This window comes from Caulobacter soli (genome assembly GCF_011045195.1).
Lineage (GTDB): Bacteria > Pseudomonadota > Alphaproteobacteria > Caulobacterales > Caulobacteraceae > Caulobacter > Caulobacter soli.
Genome location: NZ_CP049199.1, coordinates 1,449,502 through 1,470,640, shown reverse-complemented (window position 1 = coordinate 1,470,640; position 21,139 = coordinate 1,449,502). Strand labels below are relative to the sequence as shown.

General features: G+C 67.4%; 20 protein-coding genes. 12 read left to right on the top strand and 8 right to left on the bottom strand.

The window, feature by feature from the left end; all coding sequences use genetic code 11:
• Positions 1-19 precede the first annotated feature (19 nt).
• Positions 20-631, bottom strand: a complete 612-nt coding sequence (gene fliL / locus G3M62_RS07205) for a flagellar basal body-associated protein FliL (protein WP_165185844.1) — start codon at positions 629-631, stop codon at positions 20-22.
• Positions 632-854: 223 nt separating this feature from the next.
• On the opposite strand from fliL, the gene flgF reads away from it, so the two are divergent.
• The 5 genes from flgF to G3M62_RS07180 all read left to right on the top strand — a co-directional run bounded on the left by flgF (position 855) and on the right by G3M62_RS07180 (position 4,517).
• On the top strand, positions 855-1,592 hold the full coding sequence (flgF, locus tag G3M62_RS07200) for a flagellar basal-body rod protein FlgF (protein WP_165185842.1): 738 nt from the start codon (positions 855-857) through the stop codon (positions 1,590-1,592).
• Positions 1,593-1,605: 13 nt separating this feature from the next.
• On the top strand, positions 1,606-2,394 hold the full coding sequence (gene flgG / locus G3M62_RS07195; RefSeq protein ID WP_165185840.1) for a flagellar basal-body rod protein FlgG: 789 nt from the start codon (positions 1,606-1,608) through the stop codon (positions 2,392-2,394).
• 4 nt (positions 2,395-2,398) lie between these two features.
• Complete coding sequence (gene flgA / locus G3M62_RS07190; RefSeq protein WP_165185839.1) at positions 2,399-3,148, top strand: flagellar basal body P-ring formation chaperone FlgA; 750 nt, start codon at positions 2,399-2,401, stop codon at positions 3,146-3,148.
• Positions 3,149-3,159: 11 nt separating this feature from the next.
• On the top strand, positions 3,160-3,879 hold the full coding sequence (gene flgH / locus G3M62_RS07185) for a flagellar basal body L-ring protein FlgH (protein ID WP_165191229.1): 720 nt from the start codon (positions 3,160-3,162) through the stop codon (positions 3,877-3,879).
• A gap of 119 nt (positions 3,880-3,998) precedes the next feature.
• Entirely contained in the window at positions 3,999-4,517 is a 519-nt protein-coding gene (locus G3M62_RS07180; protein WP_165185837.1) for a hypothetical protein, read from the top strand.
• A gap of 154 nt (positions 4,518-4,671) precedes the next feature.
• Here G3M62_RS07180 and G3M62_RS07175 read toward each other — a convergent pair whose 3' ends face one another.
• Complete coding sequence (locus G3M62_RS07175; RefSeq protein ID WP_165185835.1) at positions 4,672-6,564, bottom strand: hypothetical protein; 1,893 nt, start codon at positions 6,562-6,564, stop codon at positions 4,672-4,674.
• A 184-nt stretch (positions 6,565-6,748) separates the two neighbouring features.
• Complete coding sequence (gene manD / locus G3M62_RS07170; protein ID WP_165185834.1) at positions 6,749-7,960, bottom strand: D-mannonate dehydratase ManD; 1,212 nt, start codon at positions 7,958-7,960, stop codon at positions 6,749-6,751.
• 147 nt (positions 7,961-8,107) lie between these two features.
• Here manD and G3M62_RS07165 point away from each other — a divergent pair, with 147 nt between their 5' ends.
• From G3M62_RS07165 to G3M62_RS07145, 5 genes are all read left to right on the top strand, one after another.
• Positions 8,108-8,869 carry a FadR/GntR family transcriptional regulator gene (locus G3M62_RS07165; RefSeq protein WP_165185832.1) on the top strand — a complete coding sequence of 254 codons (762 nt, stop codon included), beginning with the start codon at positions 8,108-8,110 and terminating at the stop codon, positions 8,867-8,869.
• Between the two features lie 314 nt (positions 8,870-9,183).
• Complete coding sequence (locus G3M62_RS07160) at positions 9,184-10,332, top strand: glycoside hydrolase family 88/105 protein (protein ID WP_165185830.1); 1,149 nt, start codon at positions 9,184-9,186, stop codon at positions 10,330-10,332.
• A gap of 34 nt (positions 10,333-10,366) precedes the next feature.
• Positions 10,367-10,807, top strand: a complete 441-nt coding sequence (gene trxC / locus G3M62_RS07155) for a thioredoxin TrxC (RefSeq protein ID WP_165185829.1) — start codon at positions 10,367-10,369, stop codon at positions 10,805-10,807.
• 63 nt (positions 10,808-10,870) lie between these two features.
• Positions 10,871-12,229 (top strand): PQQ-dependent sugar dehydrogenase, encoded by a 1,359-nt coding sequence (locus G3M62_RS07150; RefSeq protein WP_165185827.1) that lies wholly within the window; start codon positions 10,871-10,873, stop codon positions 12,227-12,229.
• An 80-nt stretch (positions 12,230-12,309) separates the two neighbouring features.
• On the top strand, positions 12,310-14,442 hold the full coding sequence (locus G3M62_RS07145) for a discoidin domain-containing protein (protein WP_165185826.1): 2,133 nt from the start codon (positions 12,310-12,312) through the stop codon (positions 14,440-14,442).
• Here G3M62_RS07145 and G3M62_RS07140 read toward each other — a convergent pair.
• Positions 14,439-15,806 carry a dicarboxylate/amino acid:cation symporter gene (locus tag G3M62_RS07140; RefSeq protein ID WP_165191228.1) on the bottom strand — a complete coding sequence of 456 codons (1,368 nt, stop codon included), beginning with the start codon at positions 15,804-15,806 and terminating at the stop codon, positions 14,439-14,441. The genes G3M62_RS07145 and G3M62_RS07140 overlap by 4 nt on opposite strands.
• A gap of 536 nt (positions 15,807-16,342) precedes the next feature.
• Here G3M62_RS07140 and G3M62_RS07135 point away from each other — a divergent pair.
• Positions 16,343-16,600, top strand: coding sequence for a GlsB/YeaQ/YmgE family stress response membrane protein (locus tag G3M62_RS07135; RefSeq protein WP_035081411.1), 258 nt, complete (start codon positions 16,343-16,345; stop codon positions 16,598-16,600).
• Positions 16,601-16,678: 78 nt separating this feature from the next.
• Here G3M62_RS07135 and G3M62_RS07130 read toward each other — a convergent pair whose 3' ends face one another.
• The 3 genes from G3M62_RS07130 to G3M62_RS07120 all read right to left on the bottom strand — a co-directional run bounded on the left by G3M62_RS07130 (position 16,679) and on the right by G3M62_RS07120 (position 19,377).
• Positions 16,679-17,191 carry a CinA family protein gene (locus G3M62_RS07130; protein ID WP_165185824.1) on the bottom strand — a complete coding sequence of 171 codons (513 nt, stop codon included), beginning with the start codon at positions 17,189-17,191 and terminating at the stop codon, positions 16,679-16,681.
• A gap of 45 nt (positions 17,192-17,236) precedes the next feature.
• Entirely contained in the window at positions 17,237-17,782 is a 546-nt protein-coding gene (locus tag G3M62_RS07125) for a hemerythrin domain-containing protein (RefSeq protein WP_165185823.1), read from the bottom strand.
• A 218-nt stretch (positions 17,783-18,000) separates the two neighbouring features.
• Positions 18,001-19,377 (bottom strand): sugar MFS transporter, encoded by a 1,377-nt coding sequence (locus G3M62_RS07120; protein ID WP_165185821.1) that lies wholly within the window; start codon positions 19,375-19,377, stop codon positions 18,001-18,003.
• Between the two features lie 186 nt (positions 19,378-19,563).
• Between G3M62_RS07120 and G3M62_RS07115 the strand changes: the two genes are divergently transcribed.
• Positions 19,564-19,743 carry a hypothetical protein gene (locus G3M62_RS07115; RefSeq protein WP_165185820.1) on the top strand — a complete coding sequence of 60 codons (180 nt, stop codon included), beginning with the start codon at positions 19,564-19,566 and terminating at the stop codon, positions 19,741-19,743.
• Here G3M62_RS07115 and G3M62_RS07110 read toward each other — a convergent pair.
• Positions 19,740-21,095 carry an FAD-dependent oxidoreductase gene (locus tag G3M62_RS07110; protein ID WP_165185818.1) on the bottom strand — a complete coding sequence of 452 codons (1,356 nt, stop codon included), beginning with the start codon at positions 21,093-21,095 and terminating at the stop codon, positions 19,740-19,742. The genes G3M62_RS07115 and G3M62_RS07110 overlap by 4 nt on opposite strands.
• Positions 21,096-21,139: the final 44 nt, after the last annotated feature.

The window sequence follows — 21,139 nt, the reverse complement described above, 5'->3', positions numbered from 1 at the left end:
CTCAACCAGCCCCGAAGGACTAGTTGATCAGCATCTCCTCGATCAGGACCGCATTCACCTTGGAAGGCGCGGCGACCAGATTAACGCGACGCAGCAGCTCGGCGCGCAGCTGATAGCTGCCCTGGCTGCCGTTGAGGTCTTCCGGGCGCAGTTCGCGCAGGAAGGTCTGGAACATGTCCTGCAGACGCGGGAGGTTCGGCGTCAGGTTGTCGGCCGTCTCCTGGTCGGGCAGTTCGAAGGTCAGCTTCAGCTTCAGGAAGGTCGAACGGCCGTCGGCGGCCTGCATGTTCACCACGATGTCCGGCAGGGTGTAGAACACCACGCCGTCCGGGCCTTCCTTGATCACCGGCGCGCCGGCGGCGGGCGCCCCGCCCTCCTTGGCTTCGCCGTGGCCGCCCTTCTCTTCCTTCTTCTTTTCCTTCTTCGGCTTTTCATGGCCCTTCTCGGCCGCGGCCTCGGGCTTGGGCTTCAAAAGCAGGAACGCCGTCACGCCACCGCCGATCAGCACGACGGCCGCCGCGGCCGCGATGATGATCATCATCGGCGGCTTCTTCTTAGCCGGAGCTTCGCCCTCGACGGCGCCCTCTTCGCCTTCGGGGGCGGGAGCTTCCTGGGCTGGTTTCTTGGCCACGCGCGCGGTTCCTTGGAATCTATGGATCTACTCATGCGTGGAGCATGGTTAACGATGTCTTTTGAAGGCCATTTCGCCGCAGGCTGAATCTGCCCGGCAGACTCCGTCACAACGACCGCGTTAACCTTCATGTTCGTTGAAATCACTGACCTTTTCGAGTTGGCACGAGGGTTGCTAGCAGACTTGCGGCGCATTTGTCGCGCCAGCCGTCTCGGTAACCGTCATGGATAACGCGCTGTATGTGGGACTTTCGCGGCAGATGACTCTGCGCCGCGAACTCGACATCGTGGCCAATAACATCGCCAACGCGAACACGACCGGCTTCAAGGTCGAGCAGCTTATGGTTCGTACTGAACCGGCGAAACCGGCCCGCACCGCCGGCGGCACGAACCCCGTGAAGTTCGTGCTGGACGACGGCGTGGCGCGCGATTTCGGCCAAGGCGCCCTGACCCAGACGGGCGGCGACTTCGACCTGGCGCTGGAGGGCCAAGGCTTCTTCAAGGTCTCGACCGCCGGCGGCGAGCGCTACACCCGCGACGGCCGCTTCACCATGGCGCCCGACGGCAAGCTGGTCACCCAGAACGGCCAGCCCGTGCTGGACGACGGCGGCGGCGAGATCCTGCTGGATCCGCTGAAGGGTCCCGTCACCATCGCCCGCGACGGCACGGTCAGCCAGGGCGCCGAGCGCGCCGGCAAGATCGCCGTGGTGCGCCCCACCGACCTGGCCGACTTCCGCAAGGACGGCGACAACCTTTATCGCAACACCACCAACACCAGCCCCCAGGCCGCGCCCGACGCCGCGATCCACCAGGGCATGCTGGAAGCCTCCAACGTCCAATCAATCACCCAGATCACCAAGCTGATCGAGGTCAACCGCGCCTACGAGAGCGTGGCCAAGATGATGGATCAAACCTCGGAACTGTCCCGGTCCGCCGTCGAGCGGATGGGCAAGGTCCAGTAAGGAATAGACGCAGATGCAAGCTCTCCGCACCGCAGCGACCGGCATGTCGGCCCAACAGCTGAACGTCGAAGTCATCTCGAACAACATCGCCAACATGAACACCGTCGGCTTCAAGCGCGGACGGGCCGAGTTCCAGGACCTGATCTACCAGACCATCGAACGGGCGGGTTCGCAGTCCTCGGGCGACGGCAACGTGGTGCCGACGGGCGTTCAGGTCGGCGGCGGTGTGAAGGCCGGCTCGGTCTACCGCATCCACGAGCAGGGCACGCCCACCATGACGAACAACGAGTTCGACGTGGCCATCCAGGGCAAGGGCTTCCTGCAGATCCTGCTGCCCTCGGGCGAGACCGCCTATACCCGCGCCGGCAACTTCTCGACCAACGACCAGGGCCAGATCGTCACCGAGGACGGCTACACCGTTCAGCCGGGCATCACGATCCCGCAGAACGCCGTCGCCACCACCATCAGCAAGACCGGCCTGGTGCAGGTGAAGATGGAAGGCAACCCGGTTCCGCAGACGGTGGGTCAGCTGGAACTGGCCAACTTCATGAACGAAGGCGGCCTCGAGGCCATCGGCGACAACATGTACATGGAAACCGCGGCCTCGGGCGCGGCCAACATCGCCGCCCCCGGCCAGCCCGGCTTCGGCACGCTGCTGCAGAACTACACCGAAGCCTCGAACGTCGACTCCGTCAGCGAAATCACCTCGCTGATCGTCGCCCAGCGCGCCTACGAGATGAACTCCAAGGTCATCACCACGGCCGACCAGATGCTCCAAGCCACGTCGAACCTGAGGTCGTAAGCTCATGAAAGCCCTCGTCCTTTCCGCTGTCGCACTGCTGATCGCCACCCCGGCCCTGGCCGGCCAGCCGGTGTCGCTGCGATCCGACACCACCGACGCCGACGGCAAGATCACGCTGGGCGAGCTGTTCGAAGGGGCCGGCGCGGCCTCGGGCGTCGTGATCGCCACGCGCATGGGCCCCTCGGCCGTGCTCGACGCCGGCGCGGTGCAGATCGCCGCCCGCCGGGCCGGTCTGGACTGGGACAACAGCAACGGCCTTCGCCGCATCATCGTCCGCCAGGGCTCCGGCTCGGACGCCGGCCTGGCCGGCGCCTCGCGCGGCAATGTGGAAGTTCTTGCCTACGCCCGCAGCCTGTCGACCGGCGACATGGTCCAGCCCGAGGACCTGGTCTGGATGAAGGTCGCCGCCGGCCCGTCGGACGCCCCGCGCGACGCCGACGACCTGATCGGCATGACCGTCAAACGCCCGCTGCGCCAGGGCGCGGCCGCCAGCCTGCGCGACGTCTCGACCCCGCAGGTCATCAAGGCGGGCGATATCGTCGCAGTCACCTACGAGGACGACGGCGTGGCGCTCACCTTGCAAGGCAAGGCCATGGCGGCGGGCGCTGTCGGCGAAAGCCTGATGGTCCAGAACACCGCCAGCAAGAAGATCATCGAGACCGTGGTCACCGGACCCGGCTCGACCGCCGTCGGCCCCCAGGCGATGCGCCTGCGGTCCAACCGTAACAACACGCTGCGCTACGCCGCTCGCTGAGAAGGTCACACCTGATGCGCCCCGCCCTCGCCGCTCTCCTGCTGCTCGCCCCGCTCGCCGCCTGCTCCACCGTCACCGAAGCGGTGAAGGGTCCGGAACTGGCCCCCGTCGGCTATCCGGCCCAACTGGCGCCGATGACCCAGCAGTTCGCCCCCACGCCCCAGCCGGCCTCGGCCAACTCGCTGTGGCGCACGGGCGCGCGCACCTTCTTCAACGACCAGCGCGCCAGCAAGGTCGGCGACATCCTGACCGTCAACATCGACATCGACGACAGCGCCACCACCAAGAACCAGACCTCGTCGTCGCGCACCTCCAACAGCAATCTGGGCGTGCCGAACTTCCTGGGCCTGGAGTCGAGCCTCGGGAAGGTTCTGCCGGGCGGCTTCGACCCGTCCGACATGATCAACACCAAGTCGGGCACGTCGAACGCCGGGGCCGGCGCGGTGAACCGCTCGGAAAAGATCAGCCTGACCATCGCCGCCGTCGTCTCCGGCGTGCTGCCCAACGGCAACCTGGTGATCCAGGGCACCCAGGAAGTGCGCACCAACGCCGAGCTGCGCCAGCTGACCGTGGCCGGCATCGTGCGGCCCGAGGACATCTCGTCGGCCAACACCATCAAGCACACCCAGATCGCCGAAGCCCGCATCAGCTACGGCGGCCGCGGCGACATCAGCCGCGTCCAGAAGACTCCGGGCGGCCAGGCGCTGGTGGAGAAGTTCTCGCCGTTCTAAGGGCTTGGCCTGAAAAACGGCTGGGGCGGACTCCTTGATCGGACGTGGGCGCGGGGCCAGATTACCTTGCGTCACAGCGTTCGCCCGGCTTCGTCGGGCCCGGTCCCGGAGCCGACCCCATGAACATGCGCGCCCTTTCCGCCCTGGTCGGCGCCGCCCTGCTGGCGACCGCCCTGCCCGCCTTCCTGTTTCCCACGGTCGCCAACGCCCAGCCGTTCAACGGCCCGATGGGCGTCAGCGGGCGCTGGGCGATCGACCTGCCGCGCTCGAAGTTCAACGCCGCCCTGACCGGCCCGCCGCCGCTGAGCGGCGAGCTAGACGTCACCATTGACGACGGCAAGGCCCTGGCCTGGACCCTGGTCGAGGTGGACGAGGCCGGCGTGGCCGCCCTGCAATTCGCCCACGGCGTGCTCGACGGCCCGCCCACCCTGGCCGTGGTCAATCTCAACCTCGTGAAGATCAGCGTCCAGCGCGTGGGCCAGAGCGCCGTGACCGTCACCACCCACGGCAACGAGGGCGAGCGCCACCAGTCGATGAAGGTGACCCGCACCGATCCCGACACCCTGCTGGTCGAGCAGGACATCGACGGCAAGCCCGGTCCGCCGGACCAGACGCTGATCCTGACGCGGATGAAGTAGGGCTTTCTAACGGGCCCTCCGCACCGAACACTTGCCCTCTACGGACCGCTTCGCGGTCGCCTTCCCCCACAGGGGGAAGAGGCCTCGCGCTTTAGCCTCCGCCCAGCGGGCAGGTGGGGGCAAGTGGGTGAGCCACGATCACGATCGGGGACACCTAACGATAGGTCAGCATCCAGCTCACCGTCAGCGGCCCCGCCCCGGTGCGCGCGCCGCCGACGCACTCCACCAGACTCCGGAACGCGCCGGTCGGCGTGCGATAGGTCTTCTCATCGTCGAGCGGCCGCGACTTGCAGCCCAACCCGCTCACCTTGAAGCTCCGCACATCGCCCTGGCCGTAGGTCGTGGAGCCGCCTTTGGTGGCCGGCGCGGCTGAAAACGCGGCGAATGACAGATCCACGGCCTTGATCACCTGGCCGCCTTTGGCGGTGAAGACGTCCGTGCGGCTGATTTTGCCGGGCTCCAGGACGTAGGTCGTCTTAACACTCAGGCGGTCATCGGCGATCGGCGCATCGGCGCCCAGCTTGTCGAGCTGGCCTTGCTCATAGGTGACGATGGTCCGCGCGCCCTGCTCGGCCACCTTGACGTTCCGGGCATAGGCCAACGGCGTCAGCCTTGAGCCGTCCGCCAGGGTGATACGCGGCAGAAGCTGCGGGAACTCGCCATCCGCGACGCCCGCCAGCATCCCCGGCGAGAACGGGATCGGGTAGTAGGGCGTGTTCTCGTGCTGGCTCTTGCCGCCGTTGATGATCGGCAGGCCGATCACACGTTCCCGATCCCGCAGCGTCACGACCAACCGATCGTGCTCGCCCTTGGCGAACCAGGTCACCCGGCGCTTGGGCAGCGTATCGAGCCAGGCGGCGTAGCCGGCGTCCGGCGTCTTGTCCTTGAAGCCCAGCTCGTTCCAGATCGCGCTGGTATAGATGTGCTGGCGCGCCAGGCTGAGGTTTTCGCCCAGGATCCGGTGCTTGCCGCGATAGTCGTCGGTGCGCCGCCCATGCTCCCACAGGTTCACCGAACCCATCTTCGGATCGAACCAGAAATCCATGTAGCGGGCGGTGACGCGCGAGGAGAAGGCGTAGGCCATCGTCTTCTCTTGCGGGGTCAGTACGTCCAGCTTGGCCGCCGCCGTCAGCACTTCCAGGAACGCCGTCTCGCCATAGGTCCCGATGCTGCGGCCGTATTCGAAGCCCTCGCCGCGCAGGTTCAGGCGCGGCAGCATCAGGTCGACCGACTTGCGCAGCCAGGCCTTGACCTCGGGCGTCGCGGGCATGTCGGCCTCGATCAGGCGATGGCTGATTTCGCCGATCAGCAGCACGCTGTAGCGGTCGAACCGCCCGTCCCCGTCGGTCTCGTCGGCGAAACCGTATTCGCCGGAGTATTTGCGATAATGGTCGAGGGTACGCTCCAGCAGCGCCTGGCTGGCCGAGGCGTCCTCCCAGCCCAGTTGGTAGCGCAGCCGCGCCACGCTGAACGCCACGCCATAGTAGTTGTTGGGCAGGTCGATCAGGGTCAGGTCGTCGGCGCGAACGAACCTTCGCCAGTCCAGCTTCGTCTTCAGCCTGGCCAGGATTTCCGGCGACACCGCCTGCTCCAGCAGGCCGGCCTTCTGCAACATGTGCAGGGCCTGGCAGTAATAATAGACGCCCCAGGTGTTGTTGGTGTCGTCCACCGTCAGGTCGGCGATCTGGCGATAGCCGGCCAGGTAGGTCGCGAACTTCGGGTCGTCGCGCGGGGTGTCGATCAGCAGATAGGCCAGGCCGATCGCCACCTTGCCCGGCAGGAACTTGTCGTCGGCGTCGAACACCCGCACGCCGTCCAGCGTCATGTCGCGCTTTTCGACCATCAGCTTATCGAGCAGCACCGCCATCTGCGGCAGCAGCCGCGTCTCCACGGTCTGGTTCATCGGCGGGACGGTCGCATAGACCCGTCCTCGTCCGCCCAGATCGGCGCCCGGATCGACGACCGGCGCGGCGGCCAGGGCCGGCGACGCGACCGCCCCCAGCACGGCGGCCAGGAACAGGCGCTTGCGGATGGTCTCGAACGACATGGCTTCCCCGCCTTCGTCGGCCCCGGCGGAGACGATTTCTTATTTGGCTAGGCCAAATACCAATTCCGGCGCAAAATTTGTCAAGCCAATTTCCCGGCCAAAAATCTCGAGGTCAGACCAATAAACACCGATTGGAGAGTTAGAAATTTGGTCGCGCCGCCACGAGACGGCGCGACCGCACCGGTCACCAGTTGAACATGGTCCCGTCCTCCAGCCGGTTCACCGGCAGGTAGGCGCGCTTGTAGGGGTATTGCTCGGCCAGGGTCTCGTCGATGTCGACACCCAGGCCCGGAGCCTCGCCCGGGTGCAGCATGCCGTCGGCGAAGCTGTAGGCGTGCGGGAACACCGCGTCGGTCTCGGGCGTGTGGCGCATATATTCCTGCAGGCCGAAGTTCGGGATCGACATGTCGAAATGCAGGGCCGCGGCCATGGTCACCGGCGACAGATCGGTGGCGCCGTGGCAGCCGGTCTTCACGTGGTGCAGGTCGGCGAAGGCGGCGATCTTCTTCAGGTTGGTGATGCCGCCGGCGTGCAGGACGGTGGCTCGCAGATAGTCGATCAGCTGTTCCTGGATCAGGATGTTGGCGTCCCAGACGTGGCTGAAGATCTCGCCCACGGCCAGCGGCGTGGTGGTGTGTTGGCGCATCAGGCGGAAGCCGGCCTGGTTCTCGGCGGGCACCGCGTCTTCCAGCCAGAACAGGCGATAGGGTTCCAGGTCCTTGCCCAGGCGCGCGGCCTCGATCGGCGTCAGACGGTGATGCACGTCGTGCAGCAGGTGGACGTCGTCGCCCAGCGCCTCGCGCGCGGCCTCGAACAGCTTGGGCGCGTGCTTCAGGTAACGGGCCGTCGACCAGACGTTCTCGGTGGGCAGGTTGCCGTCGGCCGGCTCGTAGAACATCTTGTCGCCCGAGACGCCGTAGGTGCTGGCCAGGCCCGGCACGCCGGTCTGCAGACGAATGGCCTTGTAGCCCAGCGCCTTGTACTTCTGGGCCTCGGCGATGGTGTCCTCGATGGTCTCGCCGTTGGCGTGGCCATAGACCGTGACGCCTTCGCGGCAAGCGCCGCCCAGCAGTTGGTAGACCGGCAGGCCGGCCACCTTGCCCTTGATGTCCCACAGCGCCATGTCGACGGCGGCCAGGGCGGTCATGCCCACCGGGCCGCCGCGCCAGTACGAGCCGCGATAGAAGAACTGCCAGATGTCCTCGATGCGATGGGCGTCACGGCCGATCAGGCAGGGGATCATGTGGTCGCGCAGATAGCTGACCACCGCCAGCTCCCGCCCGTTCAGCGTCGCGTCTCCAATACCGGTGACGCCGTCCGAGGTGGTGATCTTCAGGGTGACGAAGTTCCGTCTCGGACAGGTGACGATGACCTTGGCGTCGATGATCTTGAGCATGGCGTGTTTGGTCTACCTGGATCGCTTAAGTGGCCTGACCAGTTCATAGACAACATAATACAAATGCGCCAGAGCGGCGTGGCGTCTTTCGCGACCATGCTCTAGGCTACCCAAGCCCCGGCGATGCGCGCTGGGCGGGAAAGTCGCATGACCACGTCGACCGCAGAAACTCGTAAGCTCTACCAGCAGGTCGCCAACGCGATCGCGGAATCGATCCGTGAAGGCGCCTTCCAGCCTGGCCACCGCCTGCCGTCCGAACGGGACCTGGCCGAAGACTACAAGGTCAGCCGGCCCACCGTGCGCGAGGCGATGATCGCCCTGGAAATCCGCGGCCTGGTCGAGGCCCGCCACGGCTCGGGCGTCTATGTCACCGAGGCCGCACCGGTCGAAGCCCCCGCCCCCGAGCTTGATATCGGCGCCTTCGAACTAACCGAGGCCCGCCGCCTGATCGAAGGCGAATCCTGCGCCCTGGCCGCCACCACCATCACCGACGCGGAACTGGCCGAACTGGCCAAGATCCTGGACGACATGGTCGCCGAGAACGAACACGACGTGCGCGGCGATCTGGCCGATCGTCGGTTTCACGTCACCATCGCCCGGGCCACGCGCAACGCCGCCCTGGTCTCGGTGATCGAGAACCTGTGGGACCTGCGCTACAAGTCGCCGCTGTGCCGGGCCATGCTGGAACGCGGCCGCCAGGTGGGCGTGCGGCCGTTGATCGACGATCACCAGGAAATCCTCAGCGCCCTGAAGGCCCGCGATCCCAAGGAAGCCCGCAACGCCATGCGCGAGCATCTGGGCCGGGTGATCGACAATCTGCTGACCGCCACCGAGATCGACGCCATGCAGCAGGCCCGCAGCGAGGTCGCCGCCCGCCGCAGCGAGCTGGCCCGTCGTTCGCTGATCTGACTCTTCGAGGTCCATAGGATGGGCGACTGGAGGGAAGACTCCAGCCGCCCGTCGCCGGCCGGCCCCGGGAGGAGGTGCGATGAAGGACAAGTTCATCGCGTAGGCCGACGAGGTTCGTCCGGGCCAGCATAGCCCAGTCACGACTCGACGCAAGACAATTGGCCTGACCATTAATCCTACATGAGCATCACATGGCCTGGCCTTTATGACCAAAAAGGCGAAAACTCACCCAACTGACTTGACCAACCGCTAAACCGACCTAGCACTGGTCCTCGACGTGGCGGCACAGCCACGCGCTTCGGGGAAACCACACCATGCGCGCCAGCCTGATCCTCGCCCTATCCGCCCTGGTCCTGAGCGCCGGCGCGGTCCAGGCGGCGCCCATCCCGCCCAAGCCGGCGGCCGAACACCGGACCCTGGCGACCCAGGCCTCGACGCTGGGCCGGCGGGTGGCGGCTTGGCAGCTCGCCCACATGGACAATTTCGACTACACGCACGGCCACCGGGCCACGCCCGATCCGCGCGGCTGGGTGCAGGGCGCGTTGTTCGTCGGCTTGGCGGCCTTCGCCGAACGCACCAACGATCCGGCCCTGGTGCAAGCCGTTCGCGACCATGGCGTCCGTCAGGCCTGGGGCCTGGGCGGCCGCCCTCTGCACGCCGACGACCATGTGATCGGCCAGACCTGGCTGTGGGCCTATGGACACGACCACGACCCGGCCCAGATCGCGCCGCTGAAGGCGCGCTTCGACGCTATCCTGGCCGCCCCGCCCCACGCCGACCTGGCCTTCATCGACGGGACCGAGGACCAGCCCTGCCAGGTTCGCTGGTGCTGGAGCGACGCCCTGTTCATGGGGCCCGCCACCTGGACGGGCCTGTCGCGCGCCACCGGCGATCCCCGCTACGCCGCCTATGGCGACCAGGAGTTCTGGGCCGCGACCGACTGGCTGCTCGACAAGCAGGAAGACCTCTACTACCGCGACAGCCGCTATTTCGACCGCCGCGACGAGCAGGGCCGCAAGATCTTCTGGAGCCGCGGCAACGGCTGGGTCTATGCGGGGATCGTCGACATCCTGAAGACCCTGCCCGCCGATCACCCCTCGCGTCCGCGCTACGAGGCCCTGTTCCGGCGGATGTCGGAGCGACTGGTGGCGTTGCAGAAGCCCGACGGCTACTGGCCCCCGTCCCTGCTGGCGCCCGAACACACCCCGCCGGAGACCAGCGGCACCGGCTTCTTCGTCTATGGCCTGGCCTATGGCCTGAACCACGGACTGCTGAAGGGCCCCAAGTACGAAACCGCCATGACCAAGGGCTGGAACGCCCTGGCCATCGCCGTCCAGCCGGACGGCAAGTTGGGCTGGGTGCAGCAGATCGGCTACGCTCCTGACCATGTTTCGGCCGACGACACCCAGCTGTACGGCGTCGGCGCCTTTCTTCTAGCCGCGTCGGAAGTCGGCGCGCGATAGAACCGAAACGCCCCCAGCGTCGTTGAGAGAAGGCATGGCCGAGACCATCAACATCGTCTGTCCCCACTGCGACGCCACCAACCGCCTGCCCGCCCAGCGCGACGCCAAGGCGGCCAAGTGCGGGCGCTGCGCGAAGGCGCTGTTCACCGGCCAGCCGGTCGACCTGACCACCACCCGTTTTCGCAAGCATGCGACCAATAGCCAGATCCCGATCGTCGCCGACTTCTGGGCCGCCTGGTGCGGCCCCTGCCGGGCCATCGCCCCGATCTTCGCCCGCTCGGCCGCCGAGCTGGAGCCTCGCGCCCGGTTCGTGAAGATCGATGTCGACGCCGAGCCGGACCTGGCCCAGGCCTATGGCGTACGCGGCATCCCGGCCCTGTTCCTGTTCAAGGATGGGAAAGTCCAGCAAAGCCAGTCCGGCCTGCCCGACCCCGGCATCTTCCGTCGCTGGGTCGACGAACACGCTCCCGCCTAGCCAAGCCGGAGCCCATGGCGCAGTTTCGCGTTTAGCCTCGACATAAGAGGGAGGGACTTCGACATGCTGAAAGCTCATCGCGCCGTGTTGCTGGTCGCGGGTCCCGTGGCCCTGCTGCTGTCGGCCTGCGGATCAGGCCCCGCCCTGCCGCCCGAGCAGGGTTACGGCGCCAATCCCACCCTGCCCGCCGCCAAGAAGCAGGCGATCCCCGTGATGAAGATCGCGCCGGCGGTCGGCTGGGCCGATGGCCAGACCCCGGAGGCCGCGCCGGGCTTCACGGCCACCGCCCTGGTTCGTGGCCTGGACCATCCGCGCTGGCTGTACGTGCTGCCCAACGGCGACGTGCTGATCGCCGAGACCAACGCCCCGCCCAAGCCGGACGACAGCAAGGGCCTCAAGGGCTGGTTCGAGAAGATCATCATGGGCCGGGCCGGCGCCACCGTTTCGTCGGCCAACCGCATCACCCTGGTGCGCGACGCCGACAACGACGGAACGCCCGAGGTGCGCACCGTCTTCCTGTCGAACCTGCATTCGCCGTTCGGCATGGCCCTGGTCGGCGACACCTTCTACGTCGCCGACAGCGACGCCCTGCTGGCCTTCCCCTACCAGGCCGGCCAGACCCAGATCACCGCCGCGCCGCGCAAGGTCGCCGACCTGCCCGCCGGCCCGATCAACCACCACTGGACCAAGAACGTCATCGCCAGTCCGGACGGCTCCAAGCTGTATGTGACCGTCGGCTCCAACAGCAATGTCGGCGAGAACGGCATGGCCGCCGAGGAGCGCCGCGCCGGCATCCTGGAGATCGATCCGGCCACCGGCGCCAGCCGCGTCTTCGCTTCCGGGATCCGCAATCCCAACGGCATGGGCTGGCAGCCCACCAGCGGCAAGCTGTGGGCCAGCGTCAACGAACGCGACGAGATCGGCAACGACCTGGTGCCCGACTACATGACCTCGGTCCAGGATGGCGGCTTCTATGGCTGGCCCTACAGCTATTACGGCCAGACGGTCGACACGCGGGTCAAGCCGCAGCGGCCGGACCTGGTGGCCAAGGCGATCAAGCCCGACTACGCCCTGGGGGCCCACACCGCTTCGCTGGGCCTGACCTTCTACGACGCCGACGCCTTCCCGGCCCGCTACAAGGGCGGGGCTTTCGTCGGCCAGCACGGCTCGTGGAACAGGAAGCCCGTCAACGGCTATCGCGTGGCCTTCGTGCCGTTCGCGAATGGCATGCCGTCCGGCCCGGCCGAGCCGTTCCTCACCGGCTTCCTGGACGCCAAGGGCCAGGCCCTGGGCCGGCCCGTGGGCGTGGCGGTCGACAGGTTCGGCGCGCTGCTGGTGGCTGACGACGTCGGCAACACGGTCTGGCGGGTGGCGGCCAACGCGCCGCCGGCGACCGGTTCGACCGGCGGGACCGCCCACTAGGGTCGCTTGACGCGGCGCCCGGCTTGCCCCACCTCGCCCGAGCGGCTCAAGCCTCGCCGCTCAGGTCCAGGCTTCGGCCCATGCGCTTCACGCCGCCCCTCCTTGTCGCGCTGGCCGCTCTCGTGACCACCGCCGGCGCCGCGCCAGAAACGGCGGACCGGGTGACCGTCGACCTGACCGCCGGCCGGCCGGCCAACCTTGTCGATCCGGAAGCGGCCCTCGGCGCCGGGCTGGACGGCATGGGCCGGGGCGAGGTTGCGGCGCTCTACACGCCGCACAACGTCGCCCGCATGCGCCAGGGCGGCCTGCAACCGATCAGCTATCGCCTGCGCACGGAACTGGGCATCGAGGCCTGGCACTGGAACGAGGCCGGGGTCTGGAGCGATCCGGCCCACGCCCAAGGCTACTGGACCTCCAACGACCGCGCCAAGCGTCCCATCCTGCTGACCCACGGCTACGCCCTGCCCCGTCGCGGCGACAGCGTCGATCAGGCCAACAACCTGGGCTATTCGCGGCTGGACGACGGCGATCCGGACAGCTTCTGGAAGTCCAATCCCTATCTCGATCCGCGCTACACCCACACCGACGCGCGTCCCGAATGGGCGGTGTTGGACCTGGGCCAAGGCCAGGCGATCGGCGCCGCGCGCATCGGCTGGGCCCAGCCCTACGCCGTCGCCTATGAAGTGCAGCATTGGGTGGGCGTCGACGAGTACGACCCCGTCGGCCGCTGGGTCGCCTTCCCCGGCGGCGTGGTCGACAAGGGCCAGGGCGGCGAGGCGACCCTGGCCTTCGACCGGCCGGTGGAAACCCGCTTCGTCCGCGTGCTGATGAAGCGCTCGTCCGGAACCGCTCCGGCCGGCGCGACGGACGCTCGCGATCGCCTGGGCTTCGCGATCCGCGAGCTGGCGTTCGGCGCGATCGACACCCAGGGCCGCTTCGTCGACGTCGTGCGCCACGCCAAGGACGGCCACGCCCAGACCTATGCCGAGGTGTCGTCGACCGACCCCTGGCACCGCGCCGTCGACCGGGACCTCGACCTGGAGCAGCCCGGCCTGGACCGCGTGTTCGCCAGCGGCCTGACCAACGGCCAGCCGATGATGGTCCCAGTCGGGGTGCTGTACGACACGCCCGAGAACGCCGCCGCCCTGATCCGCTTCCTGCGCTGGCGCAAATACCCGGTGACGCAGGTCGAGCTGGGCGAGGAGCCCGACGGCCAGTACGTGGACGCCGAGACCTATGGCGCGCTCTATCTGGAATTCGCCGCCGTGCTGCGTGGGGTCGATCCGTCCCTGACGTTCGGCGGCCCCAGCCTGCAGAGCGGCATAGCCGACACTTGGCTGGATCCCGATCCCGACCACTCCTGGACCCGCCGGCTGATGCGCTATCTGCGCGGCCGAAACGCCATCGACCAGCTGGGCTTCTTCTCGTTCGAGCGCTACCCGTTCGACGACATCTGCGGCGACATCGGCGACAAGCTGATGGACCAGACGCGCCTGACCCAGGCGCTGTTCAAGCGCTTCGCCGACGACGAGATTCCCGCCGACACGCCCTGGGTCATCAGCGAGTACGGCTTCTCGGCCTATTCCGGCCGGGCCATGGTCGAGATGCCGAGCGCCCTGCTCAACGCCGACATCGTGGGCCAATTCCTGACCCTGGGCGGCGACGCGGCCTATCTATTCGGTTACGGCCCCAACGTGCCGATCAACCAGCACCTGGCCTGCGCGGGCTATGGCAACATGATGCTGTGGCAAGCCGACGCGACCGGCGCGGCCCAGCATCCGATGCCGGCCTATTGGGCGGCGCGGATGATGACGCAGGACTGGGCCCAGCCAGGCGGCGGGACGCACGCCCTGTGGCCGGCCTCGACCGCCGACAAGGACGCCAAGGGTCGTCCCTACGTCACCGCCTACGCCCTGCGACGGCCCGACGGACGCTTTGCGCTGATGCTGGTCAATCGCGACGCGGGACGGGCGCACGCGGTTCGGCTGGGGTTTCAGACGGGCGGCGGCTGGCGCGGAGCCACGGGCGCCGCCCAGGCGGTACAATATTCGCCCAAGCAGTATGTCTGGAAGGCGGACGGCCCTGACGGCCATCCCACGCGAAACCTGCCGCCGGAACGGTTCGCGATCGCCGACGCCGGCCAGGCCCTGAGCCTGCCGGCCAACTCGCTGACCATGGTCGTCCTGAGTTCGGCGGGACCAGCGGGACGCTAGGCCGCCACCGCCTCGTCCGTTCCCACCTCGCGCGGCGGGGCGTTGAACACCGCTTCGTCCAGGATGCCTTCGCGCTTGGCGACGATGGTCGGCACCAGGGCCTGGCCGGCGACGTTCACGGCGGTGCGGCCCATGTCCAGGATCGGGTCGATGGCCAGCAGCAGGCCCACGCCTTCCAGCGGCAGGCCCAGGGTCGACAGGGTCAGAGTCAGCATGACCACCGCGCCCGTCAGTCCCGCCGTCGCCGCCGACCCCAGCACCGAGACGAAAACGATCAGGCCGTAGTCGGTCAGCTGCAGCGGTAGGTGATAGAACTGGGCGATGAAGATCGCCGCCACGGCCGGGTAGATCGCCGCGCAGCCGTCCATCTTGGTGGTCGCGCCCAGGGGCACGGCGAAGGCGGCGTAGGCGCGCGGCACGCCCAGGCGCGTCTCGGTCAGGGCCTCGGTCACCGGCAGGGTGCCGATCGACGAGCGCGAGACGAAACCCAGCTGGATGGCGGGCCAAACACCAGCGAAGAACCGCAGCGGGTTCAGGCCGTTCAGCGCCAGGATGGCGGGATAGACCACGAACAGCACCAGGCCCAGGCCGATATAGATGGCGGCCGTGAAGGCGCCCAGTTGGCCCAGGGTGGTCCAGCCGTACTGGGCCACGGCGTTGCCCAGCAGGCCGATGGTGCCGATCGGCGTCAGTCGGATAACCCACCACAGCACCTTGCGCACCACGGCCAGGGCCGACGCGTTGAAGGCCAGGAAGCCCTCGCCCGCCGGACCGACCTTGATCGCCGCGACGCCGGCCACCAGGGCCAGAACCAGGATCTGCAGCACGTTGAACGATAGCGAGGTGGTCGCCGCGCCGTCGGTGATCTTGGTCGAGGCCTGCACGCCGATGATGTTCGACGGGATCAGGCCGGTCAGGAAGTCGAGCCACGAGCCGGTCGTGCGCGGGGCGTGGGCGGCGGCCAGGTCGACCACGGCGTGATCGCCGGGGCGCAGGACCAGACCCAGGGTGATGCCGATGGCCACGGCGATCAGGGCGGTGATGGCGAACCACAGCAGCGTGCGCCAGACCAGTCGGGCGGCGTTCTGCAGCTCTCGCAGATTGGCGATGCTGGCGACGATGGCCGTGAACACCAGCGGCGGCACCAGCACGCGCAACAGCTGGACGAAGATCGAGCCCACCTGATGCAGGGTCTCGGCCAGGCCGTAGCCCGGCTGCCCCTCGGCCGGCCCCAACGACCGGGCCAGCAGGCCCAGTCCCAGGCCCACGACCATGGCCACCAACACCTGGACGCCGAAGCCGCTGATGAACCGGCTGGTCTTGGCCTTGGGAGCCGAAGCCGGGGAAGTCGGGGTCTGGGCCATATCGATCCTCACGGAAGGCCCGATCCGGCCTTCCAGCATAACGTCACAAGGCCCGCGAGGATCACGCCTCGCGGACTATCTTGCCCGCCGTTCTCGCGCCATCGGGTGGAAACGCCCAACCAGAATTCATCGACGCGGACTTAGTGCATCTGGATCGCTCGGATCGCGCAAGACGGCGCCCGGCGTCGGCGTGTCACATGGTCAACGCCCCAGCGCCCGCTCTACAACAGGGTCGGTCGCAGCCTTCAGTACCCAGGGATTCCCATGAGCCTGTCCTTCCTCATCGGCGCCATCATCGGCTCCGGCGCCTTCATCGTGCTGGGCCGCGCCCCCGCGCAGAAGCTGGTCGAGGCCGTCCAGGCTCGCATCGGCAAGCCTCGCTGACGGCGATCGGAAGCAACGCGCGAACGGTCCAAAAGTCTTTGCGTCGTTTTCACGCCTGAACACGTAGGCGTGTCGGAACGAAAGTCTTTGTATCCGCCTTTATTTGGCATCGGCGCGCGGCTTGCACGCCTTTTGATGCCAAGGAGGCGTACATGTCTATTCTTGCGTGGATCGTGCTCGGCCTCGTGGCCGGTTTCATCGCCAGCAAGCTGGTCAGCCGTAGCGGCGGCAGCCTGGTGGTGGACCTGGTGCTCGGGATCGTCGGCGCCGTGGTCGGCGGGTTCCTGTTCAATCAGTTCGGTTCGGCTGGCGTGACCGGCCTGAACCTCTACAGCCTGCTGGTCGCCGTGATCGGTGCGGTCGTCGTTCTGGCGATCTATCACGCCTTTACCGGCCGCCGAGCGCTCTAACGCTCGGGTCTTCAAGACCAGAAACAGCGCCTTCGGCCCAGCCGGAGGCGCTTTTTCATGCCCGAAATCCCGCCGGCCCTAAAGCTCCACGGCTTGCTGCAGCATCTTCAGCGCCACGCTCAGGCACTCGATCCGCAACGGCCCGCGACCGATGTCGCCGAACCGGGCTTGGCGATGATGAGTATAGCCGCCGCGCCGAGCGCAGGCGAAATGGACCAGGCCCGCGGGCCTCTCCGGATCGCCGACATCCTCGGCCCAGCCCGTGATCGAGACCGCCACGTCGGCGTCCGATCGCTGGATCGCGCCCTCGGCCATGGCGATCGCGACAGGCTGCGAGACCGCGCCGCCATTCTCCAGCAGCGCCGGCGACACGCCCAGCAGGTCGCTCTTGGCCGCGTCGGTGTAGACCACGAAGCCGCGCTCGAACGCGTGCGAGCATCCCGGCATATCGGTGAGCAGCGACGCCAGCAGACCCCCGGTGCAGCTTTCCGCCGTCGCCAGGGTCAGCTCACGCGCGCAGGCGGCCTCCAGGACCGCCCGCGTCAGATCATCGATGTCCGATGGCAGGATCGGATCAAGCGCCTCGGCCATGAGCACTCCGATGGTAGGGGAAGGCCAGTGGCCCTCCCCGTAGCGTCAGTTCGGCTGTTTTCCGCCCAGTTCGGCCATCAGTTCTTCCTTGCGAGCCTTCATGCGCTCGCCCATGGCGTCGAGATCCTCGTCGCCCTTCTTGGCTTGAGCGAAGATGCCGCCCGGCTGCTCTTCTTCCTTGACGTGGTGCTTGATGTACTCGCCCAGCACCTTGACCTTGGCGTCGTAATATTCGTCGCTCGGCTTCATCGTCTCGATCTCGGCGATCAGCTTCTTGGCGCCGTCATGCTCGACATAGGCCTCGTCCAGCATGTCGTCCTCGACCTCGCCGCGCTCCTCCGGATAGAGGATCTCTTCCTCGATCTGGGTGTGCACCTTGAGGGCCAGGGCGATCTTGTTGAACAGGGCCAGCTTCTCGGCGTCGCTTTCCAGCTGTTCGTATTCGTCGAACCAGCCCTCGACCTCGCGGTGATCCTTCTTGAGCAGCGTGATGGCCAGCGGGTCGCGGCGGCCGGTGCGGCGCGTGCGGCGGGGCTTGGCGGTCTTGGCGGCCTTGGTCTTGGTCGATGAGTTCTTGGCGGGGGTCGCCATAATGCCTCTCCCTGAATGTTTGGATGCCGAAGTCGGCGGATCACAAACACTTCGCATCAGGGGGCGTTCCCGTGTGGTCGCAGAAATGGACAAGTATTGCTGGTAGGTCGACTTCTCGACAAACAGTATTCGATAACCGTTCTCAACAAGAGGCGGCCTCACACGAAAAAGCCCGGGCGCGAAACGCCCGGGCTCCTTCGATCTGACTGTATCGTGGCCTAGTGCGCCGCGACCACGTCTTCCTGGATCTCGTGGACCTGGGCGCCGCGCGCCGCGAACGAGAACCACAGGACGTACAGGTAGCAGACCAGGGGCGCGACGAAGGCCAGCGACTTCGAGCCGGTCATCTCCTCGATCTTGGCGAAGATCAACGGCAGGAATGCGCCGCCCACGATGGCCATGCACAGCAGCCCCGAGGTCGCCGAGGTCGGCGCCGAGGACCGCTGCAGGGTCAGGGTGAAGATCGTCGGGAACATGATCGAGTTGAACAGGCCGATCAGCAGGGCCGCGAAGGCCGGGATCAGACCGCTGGTCAGCGGCACGTTGGCCAGCAGCAGGTTCAGCGTGCCCGTGTGAGCGGTCGGGGTCATGTCCTTGGTCAGGATCACCACCACGCAAAGCGCGATCGCGCCCAGGGCCACCAGGGTCAGCAGCAGGTAGTCCTTGACCGTCTTCAGCAGCGCCGAACCGGCGAAGCGGCCGATCATGGCGAAGACCATGTAGAAGGTCGTCAGCTTGCCGGCCTGCTCGGCCGGGATGTTCAGCACGTGGCTCTGCTCGATGAACAGCAGCAGGTTCAGCGAGATCGCCACCTCGGCGCCGACATAGAGGAAGATGCCGAGCGCTCCGAGGTTGGCCCACTTCGAGCCCAGAGCCGAGAACGGACTGACCAGATGGCCGGTCTTGGGCGCGGCCGCGGTGATCTTGTGGCGGACCAGGAAGATCGCCACGATGAACAGGGCCAGGCCCACGCCAATCGCCAGATAGACGTTGGACACGAAGCCCAGGGCCTGTTCGCGCAGGGCGTCGGTGATCACCACGTCATGCTTGAAGATGTCGCCCTTGAGCAGGAAGTTCGCGCCGAACCACAGGCCGCAGGCCGCGCCCAGCGAGTTGAACGCTTGCGACAGGTTCAGGCGGAAGGACGCACCCTCCGGCTTGCCCATCGAAGCGATCAGCGGATTGGCGGCTACTTGCAGCAGGGTGACGCCCGAGGCCATCACGAACAGGCCCACCAGAAAGACGCCGAACGTGTGCAGCTTGGCCGCGGCGATGGCGATGAAGCAGCCGGCGACGATGCCGCCCAGCCCCACCATCACCGACTTGGCGTAGCCGATCTTGGACAGGAAGGCCGCCGACGGCATCGACATGACGCCATAGGCGATGAAGAACGCGAAACCCGTCAGGCTGGCCTCGACCGGGGTCAGGGTGAAGACCGTCTTCATGGTCTTCAGCAACGGGTCGAGCAGGTTGGTGACCAGCGCCCAGATGAAGAAGAGCGTCGTGACGTAGACCACGGCCAGACCCAGGCCGCCGCCTCCCGCCTTGGGCGTAGCCCCAGAGCTCGGCGTCCGCGACGCCTCCGTAACTGCCATGTTGTTTCACTCCCTGTCCGACGTTGCGGGACGCGCCATCCACCTCAACGGTGACAACGTTGTCAAGCATTGAGGGCGAAACGCGCTCGCTCTTTGGGTCCGTCGAGACGTCTCGTGGGAACCGATCGCCCGATTCGACGGTTAAGCCGAAAAGTCCGACAAATCCCTGTCGATGGGAAGACCGTGATGTCGATGATCGCCATTCTGCTGACGTCGGGCCTGGTGACCGTGATCGCGGTGATCGGCCTGGCCGACGCCTTCACGCACCTGCTGTGCTGGTCCGCGCGGTCGCTGCGAGAGCCGGCCGCGATGCGCGCCGCCAGCCCTTCGGCCGATGCCGCGCGACGCGACCGCCTCGCCGTCTAGGCGGCCTTGCGGGTCACCTGAACGGTCGAGACGTTCCACACGTCGTGGGCGGTTTCGCCCGCCAGGATGTTCTCGGCGGTCAGCAGGCCGCTGAGCGTGGCGTGACCGCGCTCGCCGTTGCGGTGCAGGCCGTTGCGACCCGCCAGGTGCAGGCTGGGAAACTGCATCTTCAGGTCCAGGCGGATCATCGCCCGATGCTCGGCGCAGTCCTCGTCCTCGATCGGCAGCACCTTGCGTTGGCGCACCACGCGGGCGTCGCTGATCGCGGTCGGGTCCATCAGGCCCATCACCGCCGCTTCACGCCAGGCCAGGGCCACTAGGTCGGCGTCGCTGGCGGTCCACAGGCCGTCGCCCTCGAAGCAGAAATAGTCGAGACCCAGGCAACTGGCCGCCTCGCCCTCCGGCGCCATGGCCGGCGACCAGGCGCGGTAGTTCTGAACGCGGCCGACCTGCAGGTCGGTGTCGTGGACGTCGATCACGGTCTCGCGCAGCGGCTTGCGCGTGCGGCCCACCAGAGCGACCGTGATCTGGTCGCGGTACATCAGCTCGCCAGCGTGGAACAGGCTGATCGGCGTGGGCCGCAGCATGCTCATCAGCTCGCGCAGCGGCGCGGTCGAGACCACATGATCGGCGGTGCGAACCTCGTGGGCGCCGTCCTCGCGCAAGATCGTCACCGTCCACAGCTTGGCGGCGGTGTCGAACTTCAGGGTCTCCACGCGCCGGCCCAGGACGACTTCACCGCCCAGGGTCGCGATCTTGTCGGCGCAGGCCCGCCACACCGAACCGGCTCCCTGGCGCGGATAGCGCAGGCTGGCGGTCGGCTTGGCGGCGCCCGCGCGGCCGGCCGGCATCTGATCCCGGATCAGGCCCGACACCTTCTCGGCGAAGGGCAGGAAAAGCATCGCCGACAGCCGGGCGCCGACCCGGTTGCGGATCTCGTCGCCGAACGTCCGGGGCGTCTTGATCGGGCGGATCTTGGCCAGGCCGAACGAGGCCAGGGCGGCCGCCGCGCCGCGCAGCCCCAGATGGGCCAGGGCTTCGATGTTCTTCAGCGGATAGGCGTAGAAGCGCTCGCGGTGATAGATCCGGGCCGTGCGCGGCTGCTCGACGAAGCCGTCGGGCAGCAGTTCCGACCACAGGTCCAGCACCCGGGGCGAAGCCGAGGCGTAGGAGGCCCCGCCGTTCAGGTCGATCCGGAAGCCGTGATGGTCGATCGTGCGGCTGGAGCCGCCGACCTCGGTGGGGTCCATTTCCAGCACGGCGACCTCGCGCCCCGCCTTGGCCAGGACATAGGCGGCGGTCAGGCCGGCCGGCCCGGCCCCGATCACCAAGGTTTCGACGTGCTGCGCCATGACGCGATGGTCCCCGTTCGAAGACCACCCTGGCCCAATAAGGT